This is a genomic window from Oceanidesulfovibrio marinus (genome assembly GCF_013085545.1).
In the GTDB taxonomy this organism is placed as follows: domain Bacteria; phylum Desulfobacterota; class Desulfovibrionia; order Desulfovibrionales; family Desulfovibrionaceae; genus Oceanidesulfovibrio; species Oceanidesulfovibrio marinus.
The window spans coordinates 273,485-295,164 of sequence record NZ_CP039543.1 but is presented as its reverse complement, the minus strand read 5'-3'; the positions used below and the strand labels follow the sequence as shown (position 1 = coordinate 295,164).

Genomic DNA, 21,680 nt, shown 5'->3' with positions numbered 1-21,680 from the left:
ACGCAATATGACTTCCCTTTCCTCCGCGAATGTGAGCGGCATACCCGCGCCATGTTCCACACAGGCCTACCTGGACGACGATGCCTTGCGCGCCGAAGCCGCTGCGTTACGCGCCGAGCTTGTGGCGCTCAGCCATCGCACCCGCACCCCGCACCTGGGCTCCGCGCTTTCCTGCGTAGATATTCTGACCGCGGCGTACTGGGGCGGATTGCGCCTGAACCCCGACGAAGCGACCCTTCCCGAACGCGACCGCTTCATCCTCAGCAAGGGACACGCCGCCGCCGCGCTGTACCTCGTACTCATGCGCCGGGGCTATTACGATCGTTCGGTCCTCGACGGCTTCAATGTAGACGGCGGATGTCTGCAGGAGCACCCCGGCCCCGCATGTGTTCCCGGTGTGGAAGCCGCCACCGGCTCTCTGGGCCACGGCTTGTCCATCGGGCTGGGTATGGCTCTGGCCGCCCGCATGCAGGGCGTGGAGCACCGCACGTGCGTCGTGCTCGGCGACGGCGAATGCAACGAAGGCTCGGTCTGGGAAGCAGCCATGATGGCCGGAGCGCATAAGCTGGGTTCATTGCGCGCCGTGGTGGATTTCAACCGCTGGCAGGCCACGGGCCGGAGCTGCGAGATTCTGGCCATGGAGCCCCTGGGCGCAAAATGGCTCGCCTTTGGCTGGAACGTGGTGGAGGTGGACGGCCACGACCCTGTGGCCCTGCGCAGCCTGTTGTCCCTGCCCCGCGCCGAGTATGGAAAACCTCTTGCGATTATTGCGCATACGACCAAAGGCAAGGGCGTCTCCTTTATGGAAGATGACAACAACTGGCACTATCGCATCCCCACGGAAGATGAAGTCGAGCAGGCCCGCAAGGAGTTGCTGCACTCATGAGAAACGCACTGGCGGACGAACTCACACAGCTGGCCGACCAGCGCCCCGAGCTTGCCGTGCTCTCCGGGGATATCGGTAATCGCCTTTTCGACCGCTTCAAGGAGCGCCACGCGGACCGCTTCTTCAACTGCGGCGTTGCAGAAGCCAACATGACCAGCGTTGCCGCCGGCATGGCTCTCTCCGGCATGCGGCCGGTCACGTACACCATTGCTTCCTTCAACACGGGCCGGTGCCTGGAGCAGATCCGCCTGGACCTGTGCTACCAGAATCTGCCCGTGGTGCTGGTGGGTGTGGGCGCGGGACTTTCCTACGCCTCGCTTGGCCCCACGCACCACGCGTTGGAAGACGTGTGCTGGATGCGGTCCATGCCCAATATGACCGTCATCTGCCCTGCCGATGCTGTAGAGACGCGCCTGACCTTGCGCGCCGCCCTGGAGCACAATGGTCCCGTATACCTGCGCCTGGGTAAGAAAAACGAGCCCCTGGTGCATCAGAACATCCCGGATTTCCAGATCGGCAAGGGCATTGTGCTGCGCCCCTGGGGCAAGGTCTGCATTCTTGGCGTGGGCACCGTGACCCCTGTGGCCGTCGAGGCCGCGGAGGCCCTGGCCGCGCAGGGTATCGAAGCCGGCGTGGTAAGCCTGCACACCGTGAAGCCTCTGGATACCGCTCTGCTCGCCCAGCTGGACCGCGAGTGCGACGTGGTCGCCGTGGTGGAGGAGCACTCTCCCGCCGGCGGGGCGTGGAGCGCCGTTGCCGAGTGGAACGCGGAAAACAACGGACGCATGCGTGTGCTGCGCTGCGGCACAGCGGATTCGTTCATCTGCGAAGCCGGCGGCCAGGAATGGGCGAGAACCAGCCAGGGCATCAGCGCCCGGGCCATTGCGGAGCGCATCGCCACCGCCTTGCACCGGGGAGAAATGGCGTGATCGTCGGCATTGATTTCGACAACACCATTGTGAGCTACGAAGGCATCTTCCATGCCGCTGCTGTGGAGCGCGGCCTGCTGCCGGCGGATGCGCCCCGCCACAAGCAGGGCGTGCGGGACGCATTGCGCGCCATGGACAGAGAAGCGGACTGGACCGAGTTGCAAGGGTATGTGTATGGCCCAGGCCTGGCCGCGGCGCCCCCCTATCCCCTGGTAGCGGAGTGCATCGCGTTTCTTCTGGCCAACGGGGTCCAGGTCCATGTTGTCAGCCACAAGACCCGGTACCCCTATCTCGGCGACAGACATGACCTCCACGCCGCGGCGCGGAGCTGGCTCGTAGCGCAGGGCTTTGTGGACACGGGTATGCTGGACGAGTCCCAGGTCTTTCTGGAGCAAAGCAAGGCCGAGAAGCTCCAGCGCATCGCCGCGCTCGGCTGCGGCTACTTCATCGACGATCTGGAGGAGTTCCTGACCGACCCGGACTTCCCGGCCACGGCCACGCCCATCCTTTTCCGCCCGCAATCTTCGAAAACGGCGTCTCCCGCTGGTGGTGCCCCCGCCGACCGGACGTTGCTCACTATGGAATCCTGGGCCGCTATCACGGATTTCTTCCGCGCCTTGCTCCCCCAAAACCAGCCAGGAGAGCCGGGTGACTGCGTGTGACCATATGCCCAAAAGCGGCTGTGGCTCTCACGGTGTCTGCAGCGCACTGCCGGATGCTATCGCCGAGGCGGCGATCGGTCTTGTTCAAAGCACCGGCTATGGCGCGCCGACATCCGTCAAACAACTGACAGGCGGCGGCAACAACCGGATCTACCGCATCCATGCCGGCACAGAGGCTCTGGTCCTCAAGCACTATTTCCGCCATCAGGTGGATCAACGCGACCGGCTCGGCAACGAGTACGCCTTCCTCTCCTTCTGCACGGACCGGGGCATCACATGCATCCCTCGCCCTGTGGGCATGGATGCGCAGGCCGGAATCGCACTGTACACCTACGTCACAGGCGAACCGTGCGCGGCTCTTCAGGACAACCCGCCGGACAAGGCGCTCGGCCAAGAAATAGCCGAGGCCGCGGCGTTTCTGGCCAAGCTGCATGACGCATCGCACCATCCTGAAGCTGCCGCTCTGGCGCCGGCATCCGAAGCGTGCCTGAAGCCGACCGACCATTTCGAGTGCGTGGATCGGCGGTTGCAGGTTCTTGAGGAGGCGCTGAGCGCCCCTTTGTCCGAGTCCATGGCGAACGCATGCGAGTTTGTTCGTAACGTGCTGCGTCCTGCCTGGAACACGCAGCGGGAATCGGCTCTGGCGCACATTCAGGACGAGGAACCCGCCCGCCGCACCCTGTCCCCATCCGACTTCGGTTTCCATAACGCCCTGCGCACCGCCTACGGCCTGGTGTTTCTCGATTTCGAGTACGCGGGCTGGGACGACCCTGCCAAAACCTTGTGCGATTTCGTGTGCCACCCGGCGCATCATCTGCCGTTTTCCTTTCAAAGCAACGCCTTGCTTGCATTGGCCGAGGCTGTAACCACGGATACTTCCGAAAAAACAGTATTATTGGAACGGACTCTGCATTTGTTGCCAGTGCATGTGCTCAAGTGGTGCTGCATCATGCTCAATGATTTCAAACCCACAGATAATGCGCGGCGGCATTTCGCCATGGGCGGCGACCCGGAAGCCCGCCGTGCAAAACAGCTGGCCAAGGTACGGGCGTACTTCAGCGCCTCCCTGCCCCGGCTGGCCACCCTCAGCGACTCGATCCGGAGCCAGATATGAGCTATATAGATTTTCTCACCCCACTGCACACCAGCACCAAGCGCGACTACCTGAAACGGATGATGGAGTATCCCAAGGCGGAGACTATCACTGTCGCCAAGCGGTATGACCACGAGTACTGGGACGGCGACAGGCGGTTCGGCTATGGCGGCTACAAGTACGACGGCCGTTGGCGCGTTGTGGCGGAGGCCATGGCCGAGCAGTACAACCTCAAACCCGGCCAGAAGGTTCTGGATGTGGGCTGCGGCAAAGCATTTCTGCTGTACGAGCTCACCCAGGTTGTCCCCGGGCTGGAGGTCGCGGGCATGGATATCTCCTCGTACGCAATAGAAAACGCCAAGGAGGAGGTCCGCCCCATGCTGCAGGTGGCGGACGCCACCAAGCTCCCCTACGAGGACAACAGCTTCGACTTCGTCATATCGCTCAACGTGCTGCACAATCTCTACTGCCAGGACCTGGACAAGGCGCTACGCGAGATCGAACGCGTCGGGAAGAAAAACAAGTACATCGTGGTGGAGTCCTACAGGAACGAACAGGAAAAAGTGAACCTGATGTGCTGGGTTCTTACCGGCGAGTGCTTCTTCACCCCCGAGGAATGGGAATGGTGGTTCCAGCAGACCGGTTACACCGGCGACCACTCCTTCATCTACTTTGAATAGGTACGGAGCATCATGATTCCTTTTACATGTCCCGAGCATGGCGGAAGCCTGGCGGTGCGGCCCAGCCCCGGTGGAGAGCCAGCGCTCTCCTGCCCTTCCGGATGCACTTATCCACTCGTCAAGGGTATTCCCCGCTTTGTGCCGGAATCCAACTACACGGATGCATTCGGTCTGCAGTGGAAGACCTTCCGGCGCACCCAGCTGGACTCGGTGACGGGCTGCCCCATCACCAGAACCAGGCTGACGCGGCTCCTCGGCGGCTCCATCGATGTTGAAGGGCAGAACATCCTGGAAGCAGGATGCGGGGCCGGGCGGTTCACGGAGATTCTCCTGGAAGAAGGCGGCCTGGTCCACGCCGTGGACATGTCCTGCGCGGTGGAGGCCAACCATGAAAACTGCGGCACGCATGCGAACCATCGCGTATGCCAGGCCGACATCCGCAATCTCCCGTTCCAGGAAGAGTCGTTCGATCTGGTCTTTTGCGTGGGGGTTGTGCAGCACACCCCGGACCCGGAGGAAACCATGGCCGCCCTTTGCCGCCAGGTACGCCCCGGAGGCCGGCTGGTGATGGACCACTACACCCACGGCTACCCCGTTACCGCGTCCCGCAGAATCATACGGGAAAAGCTCCTGCAAATGCCGCCGGAGTTCAGCCTTTCCTTCTGCGAGATGTTGGTGAACATTCTGTGGCCTGTGCATGTGATGCTTTGGCACAACAGGAAGATCCCTGGATTCGGCGCGCTGTACAAGCAGTTTCTGGCGCACTCGCCCCTTGTGGACTACCACAGCTCATATGGTGAGCTTTCTCCTGAGATATTGCAGAGCTGGGCGCTTCTGGACACGCACGACACGGTGACGGACCGCTACAAGCACCTGCGCAGCGCCGATGAAATCGCTGCGACACTGGCAGCCCACGGCATGGTGGACATTGAGACCCAGCTCGCCGGCAACGGTGTGGAAGCACGCGCCAGACGGCCCGAGTAACCAGGCCTGATGACAATCATGAACAACACGAACGCACCAGGACAACTCGCCATCCATGGCGGAACGCCTGTCCGGACAACACCGTTTCCGGGCAGAAGGCTTTTCGGCGAGGACGAGCTTGAGGCTGTGACCAACGTGTTCCGGCACGCCTGGGATACGGGCCGTGATTTCGGCTACCAGGGGCCTTTTGAAGATGAGTACGTGGCCGACTTCTGCGCCATGCAGGGCGGCGGTTTTGCGGACGCCGTTTCCTCCGGCACCAGCGCCGTGCTCATAGCCCTGGCCGCCCTGGAGCTGCCCGGCGGCAGTGAGATCATATGCTCACCGGTCACAGACCCTGGCGGGCTCACGCCTGCATTGTGGCTCGGTCTGCACCCGATCATAGCGGACGCCGCCCCTGGCGGCTTCAATGTCGATGCCGAGCGTATCGCCCAGGTTCTCACACCGCGCACAAAAGCGCTGCTGCTGACGCATGCCGGCGGCATTCCCATAGATATGGAGCCTGTCGCCGCCCTGGCCCGAGAGCACGACCTGTGCATCGTAGAGGATTGCTCCCAGGCGCATGGCGCGCGGGTGAACGCAACTCCGGTGGGCTGCTTTTCGGATATCGCCGCATTCTCCACCATGTTTTCCAAGAACCACGCCTCCGGCGGGTGCGGCGGCCTGGTCTACACACAGGACAAGCAGCGCTACGACACGGTCCGGGCCTTTTCCGACCGCGGTAAGCCCTTTGCCCGCCAGGACTTCGACCCCAAGAATCCAGCGCATTTCCTGTTCCCGGCACTGAATCTGAACCAGGACGAGTTGTCCTGCGCCATCGGCCGGAGCACCCTGCGACGCCTGCCGCAAACCATACTGCGGCGGCGTGCGATAATCGAGCAGGTCCGCGAGCAGATCGACGCCTCGTCCGTGCTGCGCATCCTGCGACCGGCCAGGCATCTGGAGGACTCACCGTTCTTCATGACGGTCTGCGTGGATACGGACAAAATCACCTGCTCCAAGCTGGAATTCGCCCGCGCCGTGCAGGCCGAGGGCATCCCGATCAATCCCGACTATCGGTACGTGGTTTCTGAATGGCCCTGGCTGGCCCCGCATTGCGCCACGCCACCCAGCACGCCGCATGCGGTTTCGTTTCGCGAGAGTTCTTTTAATATTCTATTCAATGAGCGCTTTTCAGACAACGACGCCAAAGACATCGCAACGGCTCTGCTCAAAGTGGAAGCCGCCATGGCAGGACCAAGATCATGAAGCTGTCCGTGATCTCTTCTGCTGCGCAGATCGGGCAGGATGTCCGCATCCACGATTTCGCCAACATCTACGGCGCCTGTGCAATCGGATCGGGCTCCGTTATCGGGGCCTTTGTGGAGATCCAACCCGGGGCCGTCATCGGCAAGGGCGTCAAAGTCTCCAGCCACACCTTTATCTGCGATGGCGTCACTATAGACGATGAAGCGTTCATCGGCCACGGCGTCATGTTCACCAACGATAAGTCTCCACGCTCCGTATTTGATGACGGCACCCCTGTTACCGCTGCGACGACGAAAGTCGTACCGACCCGAGTTTGCCGCCGCGCAGCCATTGGCAGCGGTTCCACTATCCTGTGCGGCATCACTATTGGCGTGGGCGCACTGGTAGGCGCCGGCAGCGTGGTGACGAAAGATGTTCCGCCCCACGCCGTTGTCGCCGGCAACCCGGCCCGAGTCGTCAATACTTCATCCTTTCCCGAAACGAGGTCTACCATGTCCATGCCTGAGGGGCTGCAACAACCCCACAACCAAATTTTGTTCGATGAATACAACGAGTATGGTCCTGTGCAACTGGGGCCTTACTCCAGCTATACCTGGCGGCACGACCCACGCCATCTGCTTTTCACCCTTGCCCGCTACAAGTTTGGCGCGAAGCTGTTGCAGGGATGCGAATCCGTGCTGGAGATCGGATGCGGAGACGCTGTAGGTTCACCCATACTGCTCCAGACTGTAAAACGGCTCCACGGTGTTGACCTTGAGCCCGCTATCATTGCGGACGATATTCGTCGCAACGAGTACGGCGACAGGTTGAGCTTCGAAGCCGTGGACCTGACCAAGGCATCACCTGCAGGTATGTACGACGCCGCAGTATCTATGGATGTAATTGAGCACATCCCGGCGCAAGAGGAAGACGCGTTTCTTCATAACATAGCTTCGTGCTTAAATCCGCACGCAATATGCATCATAGGCACACCAAACGTGACAAGCCAACAGTACGCCAGTGAAAACAGCCGCGCCGGACATATCAATCTCAAGGATCACGATTCGCTCTCTGCATCGCTCCATAAATATTTTCATAATATCTTTGTCTTTTCCATGAATGATGAAGTAGTGCACACCGGCTACAAACCCATGGCCCATTATCTAATGGCTGTTGCAACCGGTAAAAAGTAATTTTGCATGGGCTTGATCGATTTACTTGGCGCTATCGGCGCTTCCGAGATACCGGAGCTGCTTTACAAGGCGATCCAAGTTGCAGGAAATGTATGCCACGGCAGCTTGCCATAGTTGGTGCTATACATATGGCCGAAACAGTTGCCCGCGAATGCGCTGATTGCGGCATTGAAGCACTTGGTATTTATGACGATGCGCTAGACTGCCAGGGAACAATTGTGGCTGGCCATGTGGTGCAACCGTCGAGCGCTTTGGAAGCAGTGCCGCGCGAAACGCCTGTTATCCTTGCCACCCACCGGTTGTTGAATCTCACCCGGCGCTTGCGCGGTATGGGGTTCGCGCATGCATGGCCCTTTCCGTTGCTGCACATCGTATGGCCGGAGCACTTCAGCGCGCATCCCTTTTACGAAGACCTGCATGCCGATCTGTTGCGCAACACCCACAAGATCTTCGAGTTGCGCTCCATGCTGGCAGACGAGGCGTCTCGCGACACACTGGATGCAGTCACCGGGTTCCGTCTTACGCTTGATGTCGAGATCCTGGCTCCTGCGCTGCGTCCCCAGGCGTACTTCCCCGAAGATATCTTCGCCCTGGGCCATGACGAGACTTACTGCGACGGCGGCGCATACTCCGGCGACACCATTACCGACTTTCTCGCGCGTACGGACAACCAGTACACGCGAATCGTCGCATTCGAACCATCTTCCGGTAGCTATGCGGATCTGGCGGCAAAATTTTCCACAATGTCGAATATTCGTTGCGTCCAAGCATGCCTGCATCATACAGATACGCAACTGCTATTCAACTGCAGTAACAATCGAGATTCATGCATTGCACCGGATTCCGGCGAGGCATGCGACGCCTTATGTATAGACAATCTTCCCGAGGCAGCCGAGCTCAGTCTCATCAAGCTCAACATTGAAGGTGCGGAGGAAGACGCCCTGCGGGGGTGCGTCTGTGACGCTGTCCAACCATGCGCCAAAGCTGTCCATCGCGGCATATCACCGCCCCCGCGACATATGGCTGTTGCCGGAACTCGTACGCGAATTGCAGCCCGGCTACTCGTTGTATCTTCGGCAGCATGATAGTGGCATCATAGAAACTGTGCTGCATGCATATCCGTAACGACTCTTTACTCTTTGCCAAGGAGTTTATCCAATGCGTTTATTGTTAACTACTTCATACTCAGGTATAGGATTCAACAACGCTCCTCCGATTGGCCTGTATCGTCTGAAGAATTACCTCAAGACACATGGCTTTTCATGTGATGTATTGGATCTATCCCTTGAAAATGCGTCACACTGGGTTCAACGCGTCCAGAATGGCGAATATAAGATTGTCGGCATGAGCGTTTCGCATATGCACATGGAAGACGACATAAAACTGCTCAGCCAGTTCCGCTCCGCCAACATATCCGACTGTTTCTTTATTGCCGGTGGGCAAGAAGCTACATATAACTACAAGCAGTGGCTGGATGCTGGATTTGATGCCGCGGTGCTTGGCTACGGCGAATACCCGCTCCTGGCCATCGCTCAAAGCATCCAGAAATATGGCTGTGCAGACAAGAAAGATTTGTCTCGGATATCTGGACTCGCATTTTATCAGGATGATGAGATACACCTCGTGCCGGCACAACCAGTTTCTCCTGAAGATTTCGAATTGTTGACGTTTGATAATGTTCTTTCAACTCAAATCCCTTATGATGCATATTGGGATCAAGCTAAATCCAGAGCAAAAGCTCTTAATCTGCGTTCAAATGTATTCATCCCAGAACTAGCTCGCATTTATACTTCGAGCCATTGCCCTAACCATTGCGGATTCTGTAGTTCTCATCGCTTCCTCAGCTTCGCGCAATCCAGTCCGGCCAAGCCAAGAATGCTTGATGCGGATAAGGTCTTTGAGCTTGTTCTGCATTACGCCAACACCTATGGTGCTAAGGGATTCCTTTTCAGTGATGACGAGTTTCTTGTTTCGCGCAAGCGTGCAACGGATTTCTGTAATCTCGTGATCCGTGCCAAACAAAACGGTGAATTAGCGCAAGGTACCATGTTAAACTGCCAGGCCCGTGTTGCAGATTTCAAAAATCCACATGAAAGACAGAGAGTGGATTCCGACTTCATCAAACTCCTGTATGCTGCCGGTTTTCACAGTATTAGCCTTGGGGTAGAATCTTTTTCCGACAGACTCCGCGCTACGCCAGTCATGAACAAAAAGGGTTTCTCTGGAGATCAGGTCTTTAATGTGATACAAGAAATGATCGATGCCGGGATAACGCCACAAGTCAACATCATTCTTTTCATTCCGGACACGACACGAGAAGAAATTATGTACAACATGCAATGTGGCATCAAGGTTATGGATATGGGATGCACAATTGCCGTAACGACTCACCTCCTTAGCGTTCCCGGGGCTCCTTGTTATAATAATGCAGATTATCCCCATGAACTCATCGAAATCACAAGCGCAATCACTGGTAAATCAATTCCTGTTTCCAAGCATTTCATCCCAAAGGATCCATTTATTGCCCGCACTGCAGATCACTACCAGCAAGCATTTAATGCCGAACAAGAATCATTCTTGAAAAGAAATGCATGGCCTTTTGAGACCGTGCACAAATCCATGCTTGGGATAATATCATTTATTGCGATAGCTGATCTCTTGGGGGAGGGAGATCAGGCTATGCAATGGCGGAAACATCTCGATACGTTGGCACAAGAACTGGCAATAGCTGTATAGCATGAATCATTTTCCTTTTCCGGATAGCTTGCTTTTTCAAATTTATTTTGCAACTATTTGATTTTGCAAACTGAAATTCAGGACATCACCTTTCCACTCTTCAAAAATACATCTATGGAATCCATTAAACATCCCCGACGTATGGTTGCAGCCATTCTTGAACAACAACGCGCTCCGCTGGTAATCGACGAAGTCGAGCTCCCCGAACGCCTTACATGCGGACAAGTTCTTGTCCGGGTTTTGTATAGCGGAATATGTGGGTCACAACTGGGCGAGATAGACGGCGTCAAGGGCGAGGACAGGTACCTGCCGCATCTTCTGGGCCACGAAGGTGTCGGCGAGGTGCTGCAAGTCGGAGAAGGCGTGCGTTTTGTCCATACTGGGCAACGTGTGGTCTTGCACTGGCGCAAGGGAGCCGGCATGGAAGCCGTGCCAGCCACATACAAATGGCGCAATAAACTACTCAATGCCGGTTGGGTCACCACATTCAATCAGTACGCAATTGTATCTGAAAACCGCCTGACACCAGTTTACGACGATGTCGATACTGAAATTCTACCACTCTTGGGCTGCGCCGTTACAACAGGTTTCGGTGTTGTCACCAACAATGCCAAGGTGAGCATCGGTGATTCCGTTGTCGTTTTTGGTGCCGGCGGCGTTGGTCTGAATGTCGTCCAGGGCGCCGCGCTCGCCGGTGCATATCCCATTGTCGCCATTGATCTATATGACAACAGACTGGAGCTGGCGGCCAGGCTCGGGGCCACGCATTGCATCAATGGTTCTTCCCAGGATGTGATGCAGGCGATTCAGGATATCGTGGGCAAATCAGGCGCCGATGTGTGCATCGACAACACGGGAAATACAAAAATTATTTCGATGGCTTACTCTCTCACAGCTTCTCAAGGTCGAACGGTGCTCGTGGGGGTGCCCCATAAAAACGACGACGCATCAATCCACACCCTGCCGCTCCATTTCGGCAAAACCCTCACCGGCTCACACGGCGGTGAGAGCAGACCGGAGCTGGATATCCCCCGGTATGTGAAACTGTTACGCGCAGGAAAACTTCAGTTGCGCGAATGCATAACAGAAGTGTTTGCACTGGAAGAGATCAATACTGCTATCGAGCGCATGCGCTCCGGCGAGCTGGCCGGCCGTTGTCTCATCAACTGTTACCCTGACCTCGGTTGAGGGGGGAACAATGCCACTGAATAACCATGCGCAAGAGGTGCTTGCGCGAATAGAGCAGGAACGGAAAGGCAAGCGGGTGGTGTTTGTTTCCGGCAACTTCAATATCATACACCCTGGCCACCTGCGTCTGCTCAGCTTCGCAAAGGATCTTGGCGACATACTTGTCATCGGCGTACTCTCTGACAGCTCACCAAGTGCCTATATCGCCGAGTCCCTGCGCCTTGAAGGCGTTCGCGCTTTGAGCATAGTGGATCATGCATTCTTGTTGTATGACACGCCGTCAGATCTTATTCTTGAACTGCGCCCAGACTTTGTCATCAAAGGCAAGGAACATGAAGAAGCAGTGAATCCTGAAGCAACAGCCTTGGAGAAAACAGGAGGACAGCTGCTTTTCACGTCCGGAAATGTATCTTTATCAGCCAATGACCTTGCCCTGAATATCGCGAGCACGTTGCGCCCCATTATCAAGCCGACTGATTTTATGGCGCATCATTCATTCAATTCGGATACGCTTGATACATGTCTTGACCGGATGCACGGATTACGTGTCTGTGTGTTAGGGGACATCATAGTTGATGAATATGTAACCTGTGATCCCCTGGGAATGTCGCAGGAAGATCCGACCATTGTTGTAACGCCTGTATGTGTGGATCGCTTCCTGGGAGGAGCAGGCATAGTGGCGGCGCACGTGGCAGGTTTAGGCGCCGAGGTCCGTCTTTTTTCCGTGCTCGGCCACGATGACGTCGCCGATTTTGCTCGCCAGGCTCTCCATAAATACGATGTTAAGCCTGATCTTCAGATAGATATAACCCGCCCGACCACACTCAAGCAGCGTTTCCGCTGCTTCCAGAAGACAATGCTGCGGGTCAATCACCTGCGTCAGCATGCTATCAGTCAAGAGCTGATACAGACGTTCTTCCGCCGAGTTATGTCTGTTCTCGACGAGATCGATCTTCTGGTGTTCTCCGACTTCAACTATGGCTGCCTTCCGCCTCAGTTGGTCAACGTACTTACAGAAGAAGCGAGACAGCGTAACATTCCGGTGGTCGGAGACAGCCAGTCATCATCACAGATGGGAGACATCTCCAGGTTCCGCAACACATTGTTGCTGACCCCGACAGAAAGAGAAGCCCGTCTGGCTCTACATGACTTCGAATCCGGCCTGGTTGTGCTCGCATCGAATTTAATCAAAAAAACAGGCGCTAAGAATGTAGTTATCACCCTGGGTGAAGCAGGTGTTCTTATTCATACGGCCGATCAGGCTGAAACCATCAAGACCGATCGTCTCCCAGCCATGAACACGACACCAAGCGATACTGCAGGTGCCGGTGATTCTTTCTACGCTACAGCATCTTTGGCTCTCGCCTCTGGCTCGGATATCTGGCAAGCATCGTATTTGGGATCGCTTGCTGCGGCCTTGCAGGTAAGCCGCGTTGGCAACACGCCCCTTTCACTTGCTGAGCTGCGGAGCGAACTGCTCAACGAAAAATATACGATTTAGTTTCTGACATAAGTGCCTATGATGGAGTGGCACCCCTCCATGCTAAACCGTCTTTCTGCAAAGCTATTATCGGGCGTTTGAGTAGTACTCTTCACTCCATGTATTGCTGTAGCACTCCTGCCTCAATCAATCCGACCAAATCTTTTTGTGCTTGGGCATAGCTTTCCATAGTTCCTATATCTCTATGGTAGCAATCATTGTGGTATGTATATATTTTATCAATATATCTCGGAATAACATCCATGCTAATATCCGGGAACTCAGCACCGCATTCATCCAGGGTGTCCAAAATCTCTGGTTCCATTATGTACACAGCGCCGTTGGCCAGATCCCCGGGTGGATTCTGTTTCTTTTCATGGAACGCAACGACAACACCTCGCGCATCCAGCTCTACAATACCGCAGCTGCTCGGAGTCGGTGTCGTGAATGTCATCATGGTGATCATTGTTCCTGCAGGACGATTGTGGTGTGCCGTAATGAATTCTTTCACATCGAACATTGAGAAATTATCGGCATGAATTGCCAAAAATGGGCCATGCTGGAGCATTTCTCGATGGTGTAGCAATGTGCCACCTGTTCCAAGCAATTCCTTCTCGAAGCTCGCCGTCACATTCTGATGCCACCCTCCCTCATGGAGAAAGGTTCTCACTGCATCAGCATGGTGGTGTAAATTGACGACCATAGGTCCGACACCGGCTTTGCTGAGAAGAGAAAGCCATATGCCCAGCAGCGGTGTATCTCCGATGGGCGCAAGAGCTTTGGGTATGCTGTCTGTTAAGGGCCGCAGGCGAGTGCCAAGCCCTCCTGCCAAAAGTACAGCGGGGATGTTGTGAGATTCTCCCATATCCTATCTTTAGTACTCCGATTATAATTGCTCTAGAAATTTAATATAATCTCTTCGCCAACCATACACATAGGATGCCGGAAACAAATTACGGAACTGCTCTGAACGCATCAATTGAACGCCTCTATCTATAACCTTTAACATAACGTCCATATCTCTTCCCATTCTATGGCTGTAGCATGTCTCGGAATATCCTTTCTCGACAACTGGATACGGTAAGTAGATAGCACCATATTCCAAAGCCATTGCTCGTGCTGCAAATGTATCACACCATGAAAACAAATCGGCTCTGAATCCGCCACATTCAACCAGGGCATCCTTCCGCCATAAAGTGCCACTGCCTAGACCATGGTTTGGCAGATGCGTTCGCATGTACTCGTTTAGAAAACGATCCGGTGACACATACTGTGGTTCGTCCCATCCCTGAACTCCTGTGACCTTGACAGCACCAGTTTGTTCATGGGTAATCCGCATTTGCCCCATAATGATGCCGGCATCTGGATATTTGTCTGCCATCGCCATGGCCTTGGCGAATATGCCTGATGCAGGTGCATCATCTGCTGCCAGGTAATTAATCCAACGCGTTTGGATCAGATCCATTCCTTTTCTCGATACATGGATCCCGCCTATATTTTTTCCACCTTCAATCAATGTTATCTGTGGCCACTTCTTCTGGAGTCGCTTCACAATCTCAACACTATTATCCGTTGAACCATCATCATAGACGATCACCTGATCCGGTATGAGTTCCTGATCAAAAACGCCAGAAAGTGCGCGTTCAATGAGATGTCCGTGATTATAGTTCGGTATGAACGTCCCGAGTGTATTATTCATGACTTCTCCTCTCATCTTTGAATGACATAACTTTTCATACCTCGTCTATATTGCTTTCGATTCCTGCAGAGGCAGGGATCAAATACTAAAATACATAGCCTCATACACGTTGCAACGTTTCCCGCACCATATCGCGCACCATGGCGCACTGCGTACGTGAATCAACACGGTCTTCCACAAGCGTGCGATTGAGGGCCGCCATGCGCTTCTGTCCGGGGCCATCGCGAAGCGTCGCCACAAGCGCCGCGGCCAGCGCACCGGCATCCCGAGGCGGCACCAGCCGACCATTCCGCCCGTCGCTCACCCACTCGCGGATGGACGGGATGTCTCCCATCACCAGGGAAGCGCCGCAGGCCATGGCCTCCAGCATGCAGTTCGGCTGGGAGTCATTGGACGACGGCGAGACCATCACATCCGCCGCCCTGTAATAATTGGGCATATCTTCCCACGCCACCTCGCCGTCGTGGCGGAAGTGGCTCTCCAGTCCCATGGCGCGAGGAATCTGCATGAACTCGTCCCACTTCTCCCGGCCCACGCCGGAAATAAAGAGGAACGTCACGTTCGGTTCCAGCCTGGCCACGGCGCAGGCAGCCTCCATGAGCACGTCCGTGTTCAGGTATCCGCCCAGGCCGCGCGGACACAACACCACAGGCCCGTCGCCCAAGCCGAGCCGTTCGCGCGCCGGCTGCTTGCCCCCGGGGGTGAAGTGCTCCAGGTCCACGCCCGGGTAGCGGATCAGATGCACCCGCTCCGGCGCGATTCCGTACTCGGCCGCGGCGCTTCTGGCTGTCGCTGAATTCACGGTGACGGCGGCCGCCGCCTGGATGCCCCGCTCCACGATCTGCCGTTTGCAGGTCTTGAGAATCTGGTTCTGTTGGGCCCACCAGATAAGGTCGCCATTCCAGAACGTGATGAACTTTGGAATTTCCTGGGGGAGCAGGCAGGCGAGGTACGATGGGTAGAGCAGCGTTTGCAGAAAAAGCGCGTCGGGGCGGAACTGCCGAACGGCGCGCAGGAGTTGGCGATAGGCGAACTGCTGGGTGACCATCTCCTGAAAAAGCTCGTTGGAAACCTGGCCCACACCGTTTTCACCAAGCAATCGGGCCACGGCACGGGCGTATTGCGGTAGATGATTTCGAGCCCGAACCAACCCGGCCGGACCGCTGAGAACGGTGACGGGAACATTATCGATCTCGTAGGGATGGTTCGAGACGAGATGCACCCGAAAATCAGGATCTTCGCTGAAGACGCGCACCCGGCGGTGGGCGTGGATGGAGTAGCCAAACGCCAGAAACAGCAGGCGGATGGGATCAGGCCTGGACATGACTCTCCCGTGCCGCATGACGCGCGTCCAGATAGGCGGCGATGCGATCGAGCCCCTTGCCGCAGACGATATGGCGTATTTCTTCGTGGAAGACCCCGGCCCTGGGCCCGATCTTCTTGATTGCGTCGAAGTAAAAACGCTCCTTCTCCACGGCGTGGACGTCGCGTATAAGCACGCTGGTTTGCTGCGAATGCTGACGCGACCCGACAAGGGGCTCCGGCAGGTAGGCAAAGGGAACGCCCGCAAGGGCCATGCGCAGCCAGAGGTCGTTGTCCTGCACGGTCTTCAGATTCTCGTCAAAGGTTCCCACCTTCTCGAAAATGCGTTTGGGCACGAGGGTCGCGCAGCCGTTGACCGAAGTGGAAAGGACCGTCAGCACCACATCCTGCAGCCAGCGATTCTCCACGATATGGGGCCGGATGACCGCGCCGTTCTCGTCCACCAGGACGATGGCCGTGAATGTCACCGTCTCGGGCTCCTCCAGCAGGCGCAAGTACTCCACCTGCGTGCGCACCTTGTCCGCCAGGTAGAAGTCATCATGGCTGAGCCAGGCGATGTATTCGCCGCGGGCCTGCGCAATGCCGTAGTTGAGGGCCGAGGCCACGCCGCCGTTGGGCTTTTCGAAGTACCGGATCGCATCGCCAAAGCGGGCCGCAACTTCTGCAGTAGCGCCGTCGTCCGTGGAGCCGTCGTTGACAACGACGACCTCGATGTTCCTGTAGCTTTGCTCCAGGGCGCTTTGTATGGCGATGGGCAGGTACTGCGCTCCGTTGTAAACGGGGATCAGCACGGTCACGAGGGGTTCGAAATTGTCGAGCACCGAATCACTCCACGCGCTTGAATATGTAGAAGTCACTGAACGAGGTGTCGTTCGGCTTGGCTTCGTCAAAGGGGAACTCGTTGGGTATGTAGGATTCGAGCTCGAAATCCTTGCGATTGGCGGCGATCCACTGCGTGAACTTGCGATGCTTCACATGTTCCACGCCCGAATCCTTCGACGTGTTCGAGGAGTAGATCACGACATACCGCTCGGCCACATTGAAAAGATGCTCCATGTAGCGCTCGAAAAGCGAGTCCTCCACGATATGGAAGATGACGTCGAGAGAGAGAACCAGATCGCCGCGAAACCACTTGGTGTCCGCGCGGAAGTTGTCTGGTTCATACCGGAAGAAGCGCTTGGTGAGGTCCGCGCCGTGCCGCTGCCGGCAGAGCTTGATGGCTGTTTCGCTGATGTCGAGCCCGGTGTATGAGGGATAGCCGGCAAGGGAGAGCTGCGCGCCGTCACCGCAACCGATCTCCACGACCCGGCGCACGCCATGCTGCCGCACAAAGGTGTTGAGTGTCTGCGCCTTGAAGCGCGCCAGCCGCCCATAGGAACCGGCGCCCGAGGTGCCGCCGCAGGCGTAGCGCGACTCCCAGTAGTTGGCCACCCCGTCGAACCCGTTGTCCGACGCGCCAAAGTGATTCGATGGCTCCGCGCCACTCTGGATATCGGCAGACGCAGCCGGCGTAGCCTTGCGCTCGGCCGTGCTGGCGGCCAGCTGCTCCAAAAGCATGGTGAGCGCCGCATACTGCTTGCCCACGCTGTACCGCGAGCGCACGAACTCCCGCAGCGCGGCAGGGTCGTGCTCGCGTTTCAGGACAATGTCTCTGCACTCCTCCACTGTGTTGAAAACGAACTCTGCCGGCCAGATGGACGTTGCCCCAGGAAAGTTGTGGATCGCCGGCTTGAGGCCCGTGGCCAGTCCCTCGGCTATGGCGTAGCCGAAGCTCTCCCGGATGCTGGTAGAAAGCAGCACGTCCTTGTCCTGCAACCACTCGCGCATTTCTTTCACGTTGCCGTGGAGCACGAGCCTGTCGGACACCCCCATGGCGCGGGCGGCGTGGTGGATGTACACGCCAAGCTCCATGGACTCCACAGGGTTCCATTGCGGAAAATCCCCGGCCACGTGAAGCGTGTACTCGGGGTCCTGGTCCACTAGGGCGCGCAGGCACTGCAGCGCCAGGGGAAAGTTCTTGGTGTGCCGAATGGTGCCTACCCAGGCCAGCTTCTTGGTCGGCGCATGACCGATCCTGGCGGGGAATGCGTCCAGATTCAGGGCGTTGGGTACCACCTGCGTCCGGACCATCTCCTGTACCCCCGGCACGCGCGATGCCAGGAGGTTCAGCACATGCTGAGCCACACAGACAAGAAGGTCCACGTTGGTCCAGTTGATGTTTTCCGGAAAGCCGCTGTACGCCTCGTAGCTATGGAGCCGCACCAGAACGCCGCACGGCCGGCGCTTGCGGCTCACAAGCACCGCGTGCTCTGCCATCCATTCCACCCAGGCCACATCGGCCCACTCGCAGAGCGCCGCGATTTCCGCCTCGTTCATGGTGTTGCTGACGCGCACCTCGTGATTCCGGCCGAACCAGTCCACGATTCCGCCCACGAAATCCCGCAGCACGACTCCGGAGCTGTCCTTGATGAAAAACACTATCTTCATGATGACTTCCCACCGATCAGGGTGCCTTGACTGATCCTGTTTTCTCCAGCACCGCAAAGGCGGCCGTTATTTTTCGCGCCCCGTGTGCAATCGGCCATGGCCGGCGTGCGCCGTGTTTCGCTAACTGGGCTGCGCATCCACGAACTCCATGTTGCTTGCGTGGCTCGGCCTGGCGTTCGCCCCTGCGGCCTCCGCCACCACCTCGCGCCATCGCGCTGCATGGTGCTCGCGCGAAAAATATTCGTGGTAGCGCGACTGCGCCGCCAGCCCCATACGCGTTGCAAGTTCCGAATCTCCTGCCAGACGCACCAAGTGCTTGGCGAGCAGCCGCGGCGTTTCCAGCGGAAACAGCAAGCCGCTGACCCCATGCTCCACGAGCTCGGGGATGCCGTTCACGTCTGAAGCCACGGTGGGCCTGCCCAAAGCCATGGCCTCGAGAATGGTCAGGGGCAGTGCCTCCTCGCGCGAAGGCAGGACCAGGCAGTCCGACGCGTAGACGTACTCCAGCGCATTGCGCTGAACGCCGAGAAAACGGACATGCTGCGCCGTGTAGCGCCGGTTTGCCTCTTCCAGTATGGCCTTGCCGCCCCATTGGGCGAGCACGGGACCGACAAAAACAAAAAGTGCGTTCGGGACCTTGTGGATGACCTCGCCCATCTGCTCCAGCAGGATATCCTGCCCTTTGCGAACCTGCACGCTGGCAAGGCACAGCGCCACAAAAGCGTCCTCCGGAAGCCCCAGAGCCTGGCGCACCTCCGCCTTGTCCCGCTGCATGAGGGCCGCGATTTCCTCCTCCCGTGCACAGTTCGGGACATGGAACCACGTCTTCGCCGCCAGACCCGCATCGCAACGCTTCCAGTCCTCGATGACTTTGGCCGAGACGCAAACATCGTACTCGTACCCCTGCAATACACGCAGCAGGTCGGGCAGCATGTCCTTGTCCGTATACTTGTCGCTGAACTGATCCGGCGAGGTGTGGTGGATGAACAAACGCGGGCAGTCTTCGACAATGCCCAGTCGTTCAAGATACTCATGGGCTTCGAGGCGGACGCCTTCGACAATGATCAGATCCGGGGGGCCGCCGGCTGGTCTGATCATCCCTTCCTGGCCGGAGAGCAGTTCGCGGTGGGCGCCGTCCGGCGACGTGGCCAGCCACGCGGGCCAGCGATAACCGTCGTCACCCGATACATCCTCCAGCATCTCCGCAAACTCGGCCATGGCCTCGGGAAGTCCGGGCAGAAGAGGCGTAACCACGCTGACGCCCGGGCCATCCTTGCCGCGCAGCAGCGAGGACAGAGTCATGGACCTAGCTTGCGAGACGCCGTTGACGCCTCCCGCGCCAAACCCGAAGCTGTTCGTGATATACCAGACCCGCGGCCTCGCGCCATTGCCGTACTCTTCTCCACCGGCCCAGGCGCGTGTCCTGTCGGCCGCGCCATCCAGGCCCAGCCGGCGTTGCATGGCTTCAAGATCTCTGGCGATGGCGGACGACTGAGGATCGAGAAGCGCCGCGCCGTCAAGGAGCCCCATGGCCTGGGCGGCATTGCCGTAACAGGTCGCGGCTCCTTGCAGAATGGAAGCCATGGGAACACGCAGCCCGCCGGAATCCGGGAGGAACTCCAGGTACAGCTTCCCATGGCTGTACGCCTCGTTTATCCGGCCCGACTGGGCCAGGCAACGCATGAACAGGAAGACGGCTCGTTTATCCAGGGGATGTGCGGCCAGCAGCAGCGCGGATATCTCGACGGCCTTGTCCGCTGCGCCCTCGGCCAGAAATTTCTCGATCTTGGGGACCAGCCGCGATGCCACGGCGTCGTAGCCCTGCGGAGTGCCGGTGCCCGCCCCACTCCCCAGGAACACATTGGAGAGACCGGGATTCATCCGGCTCAACGTTTCCAGCACCGTGCGCGTGAACCTGGCGTCGGCATTCTTCTGCTGCCCCGCGTCCGACGACGGTTTTCCGCCCTTGGGCGCTATGCTGAGATCCTGCCGCACGAGCCCAGGAGGAATCCAGTTGGACCGGTCCATCTCCTGGCGTACGGCGTCGAGCTTTGACGCGTCATAGACGTCGGGGTGCAGCCGAACGATCTGCTCCTTGATCGCCGCATCCTTTTTCTTGGCGCGCATGACCACGGAGTCGAGCTTCCGCCTGTAGAAAAACAGGGGCTCGTCGATCTGCTCGCCGACCCAGCCATGCCTGGTGGCGCGAATCCAGAACTCCCAATCCATGTAGCCGTGGATCATCCGTTCGTCGTATCCGCCGATATCCTTCCACATCGCTTTGCGGTACAGCGTGGTGTTCGTCTGCTGGTTCGTCACCAGCAGGTTCACCCATTTGAACTCCTCGCCCGGCCAGATTTTGTTCGTTGAGCCGAAAAACAGTGTCTTGGTGCTCACGTATCCCAGGTCGTCCCTGGCATCGAGCACGGGAACGGTCTTTTCGAGAAACGTGGGCGAAAGGATGTCGTCCGCATCCAGCGGAAGGATGTACTCCCCGCGTGCGAGGGTGACGCCGCGGTTGCGCGGTTGCACTATGCCGCGATTCTCCTGCTCGATGTAGCGGATGGGGTGATCTGGGTAATCGCGAAGCAGGCCGGCAGCGACCTCGGAGGTGTTGTCTGTGCTGCCGTCGTTTACGATGATGAGTTCCCACTCGCGAAATGTCTGCATGAGCACGGATTCGACGCACTCACGCAGGTACTCGCCATAGTTGTGGCAAGGAACGATTACGGAAACCCGGGCCGGGGTTCCGGAAGGCGGCTGGACTCTGGCCCCTTCGAGATGGACCTTCAGGACCCAGGAAGCAAGGACCTCCGACTCCCCCTGCCTCGTCAGATACTCCGTGACTGCGCGGTAGAGTCCGTCGGGATGCTTCCCGGCGGCGTCAGCCTCTTGCACCGCCCGTTCCAGGCGTTGCAGGTATCGCATGTGCTCTTCCAGCCGGCTTCTTTCAGTCATCGTCGAACTCATTACGGGCACTCCGCATGGTGAGGCAAAATATTCCGGACATGAACAGCCGCCGAGTTTGTCAATCAATTGACGAAGCGTGTGCGAAACACACTCTCCAGGCATACGCCGCAAGAACTGGGCACCTCGCCAGGGTGCATGCGCGG

18 protein-coding genes are annotated in these 21,680 nt (G+C 57.7%); 12 read left to right on the top strand and 6 right to left on the bottom strand.

What is annotated here, in order from left to right; all coding sequences use genetic code 11:
* The first annotated feature begins 7 nt into the window (after positions 1 to 7).
* The 12 genes from E8L03_RS01280 to E8L03_RS01225 all read left to right on the top strand — a co-directional run bounded on the left by E8L03_RS01280 (position 8) and on the right by E8L03_RS01225 (position 13,079).
* Positions 8 to 886: a transketolase gene (locus tag E8L03_RS01280; RefSeq protein WP_144234844.1), complete on the top strand. Its 879-nt coding sequence runs from the start codon at positions 8 to 10 to the stop codon at positions 884 to 886.
* Positions 883 to 1,815 (top strand): transketolase family protein, encoded by a 933-nt coding sequence (locus E8L03_RS01275; RefSeq protein ID WP_171266347.1) that lies wholly within the window; start codon positions 883 to 885, stop codon positions 1,813 to 1,815. The genes E8L03_RS01280 and E8L03_RS01275 overlap by 4 nt, the downstream gene beginning before the upstream one ends.
* Positions 1,812 to 2,477 carry an HAD family hydrolase gene (locus E8L03_RS01270; RefSeq protein ID WP_144234846.1) on the top strand — a complete coding sequence of 222 codons (666 nt, stop codon included), beginning with the start codon at positions 1,812 to 1,814 and terminating at the stop codon, positions 2,475 to 2,477. The genes E8L03_RS01275 and E8L03_RS01270 overlap by 4 nt, the downstream gene beginning before the upstream one ends.
* A complete protein-coding gene (locus tag E8L03_RS01265; RefSeq protein ID WP_171266346.1) occupies positions 2,464 to 3,591 on the top strand; it encodes an aminoglycoside phosphotransferase family protein in 1,128 nt (375 codons plus the stop codon). The genes E8L03_RS01270 and E8L03_RS01265 overlap by 14 nt, the downstream gene beginning before the upstream one ends.
* Positions 3,588 to 4,250, top strand: a complete 663-nt coding sequence (locus E8L03_RS01260) for a class I SAM-dependent methyltransferase (RefSeq protein ID WP_144234848.1) — start codon at positions 3,588 to 3,590, stop codon at positions 4,248 to 4,250. The genes E8L03_RS01265 and E8L03_RS01260 overlap by 4 nt, the downstream gene beginning before the upstream one ends.
* Before the next feature lie 12 nt (positions 4,251 to 4,262).
* The gene (locus tag E8L03_RS01255) at positions 4,263 to 5,234 is read left to right on the top strand and encodes a class I SAM-dependent methyltransferase (RefSeq protein ID WP_171266345.1); all 972 of its coding nucleotides are present in this window, start codon (positions 4,263 to 4,265) and stop codon (positions 5,232 to 5,234) included.
* Positions 5,235 to 5,252: 18 nt separating this feature from the next.
* The gene (locus E8L03_RS01250; protein WP_171266344.1) at positions 5,253 to 6,482 is read left to right on the top strand and encodes a DegT/DnrJ/EryC1/StrS family aminotransferase; all 1,230 of its coding nucleotides are present in this window, start codon (positions 5,253 to 5,255) and stop codon (positions 6,480 to 6,482) included.
* Positions 6,479 to 7,654, top strand: coding sequence for a methyltransferase domain-containing protein (locus E8L03_RS21075; RefSeq protein WP_171266343.1), 1,176 nt, complete (start codon positions 6,479 to 6,481; stop codon positions 7,652 to 7,654). The genes E8L03_RS01250 and E8L03_RS21075 overlap by 4 nt, the downstream gene beginning before the upstream one ends.
* 128 nt (positions 7,655 to 7,782) lie before the next feature.
* Positions 7,783 to 8,739 carry an FkbM family methyltransferase gene (locus E8L03_RS01240; protein ID WP_171266342.1) on the top strand — a complete coding sequence of 319 codons (957 nt, stop codon included), beginning with the start codon at positions 7,783 to 7,785 and terminating at the stop codon, positions 8,737 to 8,739.
* Between the two features lie 73 nt (positions 8,740 to 8,812).
* Complete coding sequence (locus E8L03_RS01235; RefSeq protein WP_171266341.1) at positions 8,813 to 10,390, top strand: B12-binding domain-containing radical SAM protein; 1,578 nt, start codon at positions 8,813 to 8,815, stop codon at positions 10,388 to 10,390.
* Between the two features lie 57 nt (positions 10,391 to 10,447).
* Positions 10,448 to 11,578: a zinc-binding dehydrogenase gene (locus tag E8L03_RS01230; protein WP_244963619.1), complete on the top strand. Its 1,131-nt coding sequence runs from the start codon at positions 10,448 to 10,450 to the stop codon at positions 11,576 to 11,578.
* Positions 11,579 to 11,588: 10 nt separating this feature from the next.
* A complete protein-coding gene (locus tag E8L03_RS01225; protein ID WP_171266340.1) occupies positions 11,589 to 13,079 on the top strand; it encodes a PfkB family carbohydrate kinase in 1,491 nt (496 codons plus the stop codon).
* A gap of 91 nt (positions 13,080 to 13,170) precedes the next feature.
* Here E8L03_RS01225 and E8L03_RS01220 read toward each other — a convergent pair whose 3' ends face one another.
* The 6 genes from E8L03_RS01220 to E8L03_RS01195 form a co-directional block, all read right to left on the bottom strand.
* On the bottom strand, positions 13,171 to 13,923 hold the full coding sequence (locus E8L03_RS01220) for a nucleotidyltransferase family protein (protein ID WP_216367927.1): 753 nt from the start codon (positions 13,921 to 13,923) through the stop codon (positions 13,171 to 13,173).
* 21 nt (positions 13,924 to 13,944) lie between these two features.
* A complete protein-coding gene (locus tag E8L03_RS01215) occupies positions 13,945 to 14,757 on the bottom strand; it encodes a glycosyltransferase family 2 protein (protein WP_167512393.1) in 813 nt (270 codons plus the stop codon).
* Between the two features lie 100 nt (positions 14,758 to 14,857).
* The gene (locus E8L03_RS01210) at positions 14,858 to 16,081 is read right to left on the bottom strand and encodes a glycosyltransferase family 4 protein (RefSeq protein WP_171266339.1); all 1,224 of its coding nucleotides are present in this window, start codon (positions 16,079 to 16,081) and stop codon (positions 14,858 to 14,860) included.
* Positions 16,068 to 16,901 carry a glycosyltransferase gene (locus E8L03_RS01205; RefSeq protein WP_171266338.1) on the bottom strand — a complete coding sequence of 278 codons (834 nt, stop codon included), beginning with the start codon at positions 16,899 to 16,901 and terminating at the stop codon, positions 16,068 to 16,070. Before E8L03_RS01205 ends, E8L03_RS01210 begins: the two co-directional genes overlap by 14 nt.
* 4 nt (positions 16,902 to 16,905) lie before the next feature.
* Positions 16,906 to 18,567 carry a glycosyltransferase gene (locus E8L03_RS01200; protein WP_171266337.1) on the bottom strand — a complete coding sequence of 554 codons (1,662 nt, stop codon included), beginning with the start codon at positions 18,565 to 18,567 and terminating at the stop codon, positions 16,906 to 16,908.
* Positions 18,568 to 18,687: 120 nt separating this feature from the next.
* The gene (locus E8L03_RS01195) at positions 18,688 to 21,525 is read right to left on the bottom strand and encodes a glycosyltransferase (protein WP_171266336.1); all 2,838 of its coding nucleotides are present in this window, start codon (positions 21,523 to 21,525) and stop codon (positions 18,688 to 18,690) included.
* Positions 21,526 to 21,680 lie beyond the last annotated feature (155 nt).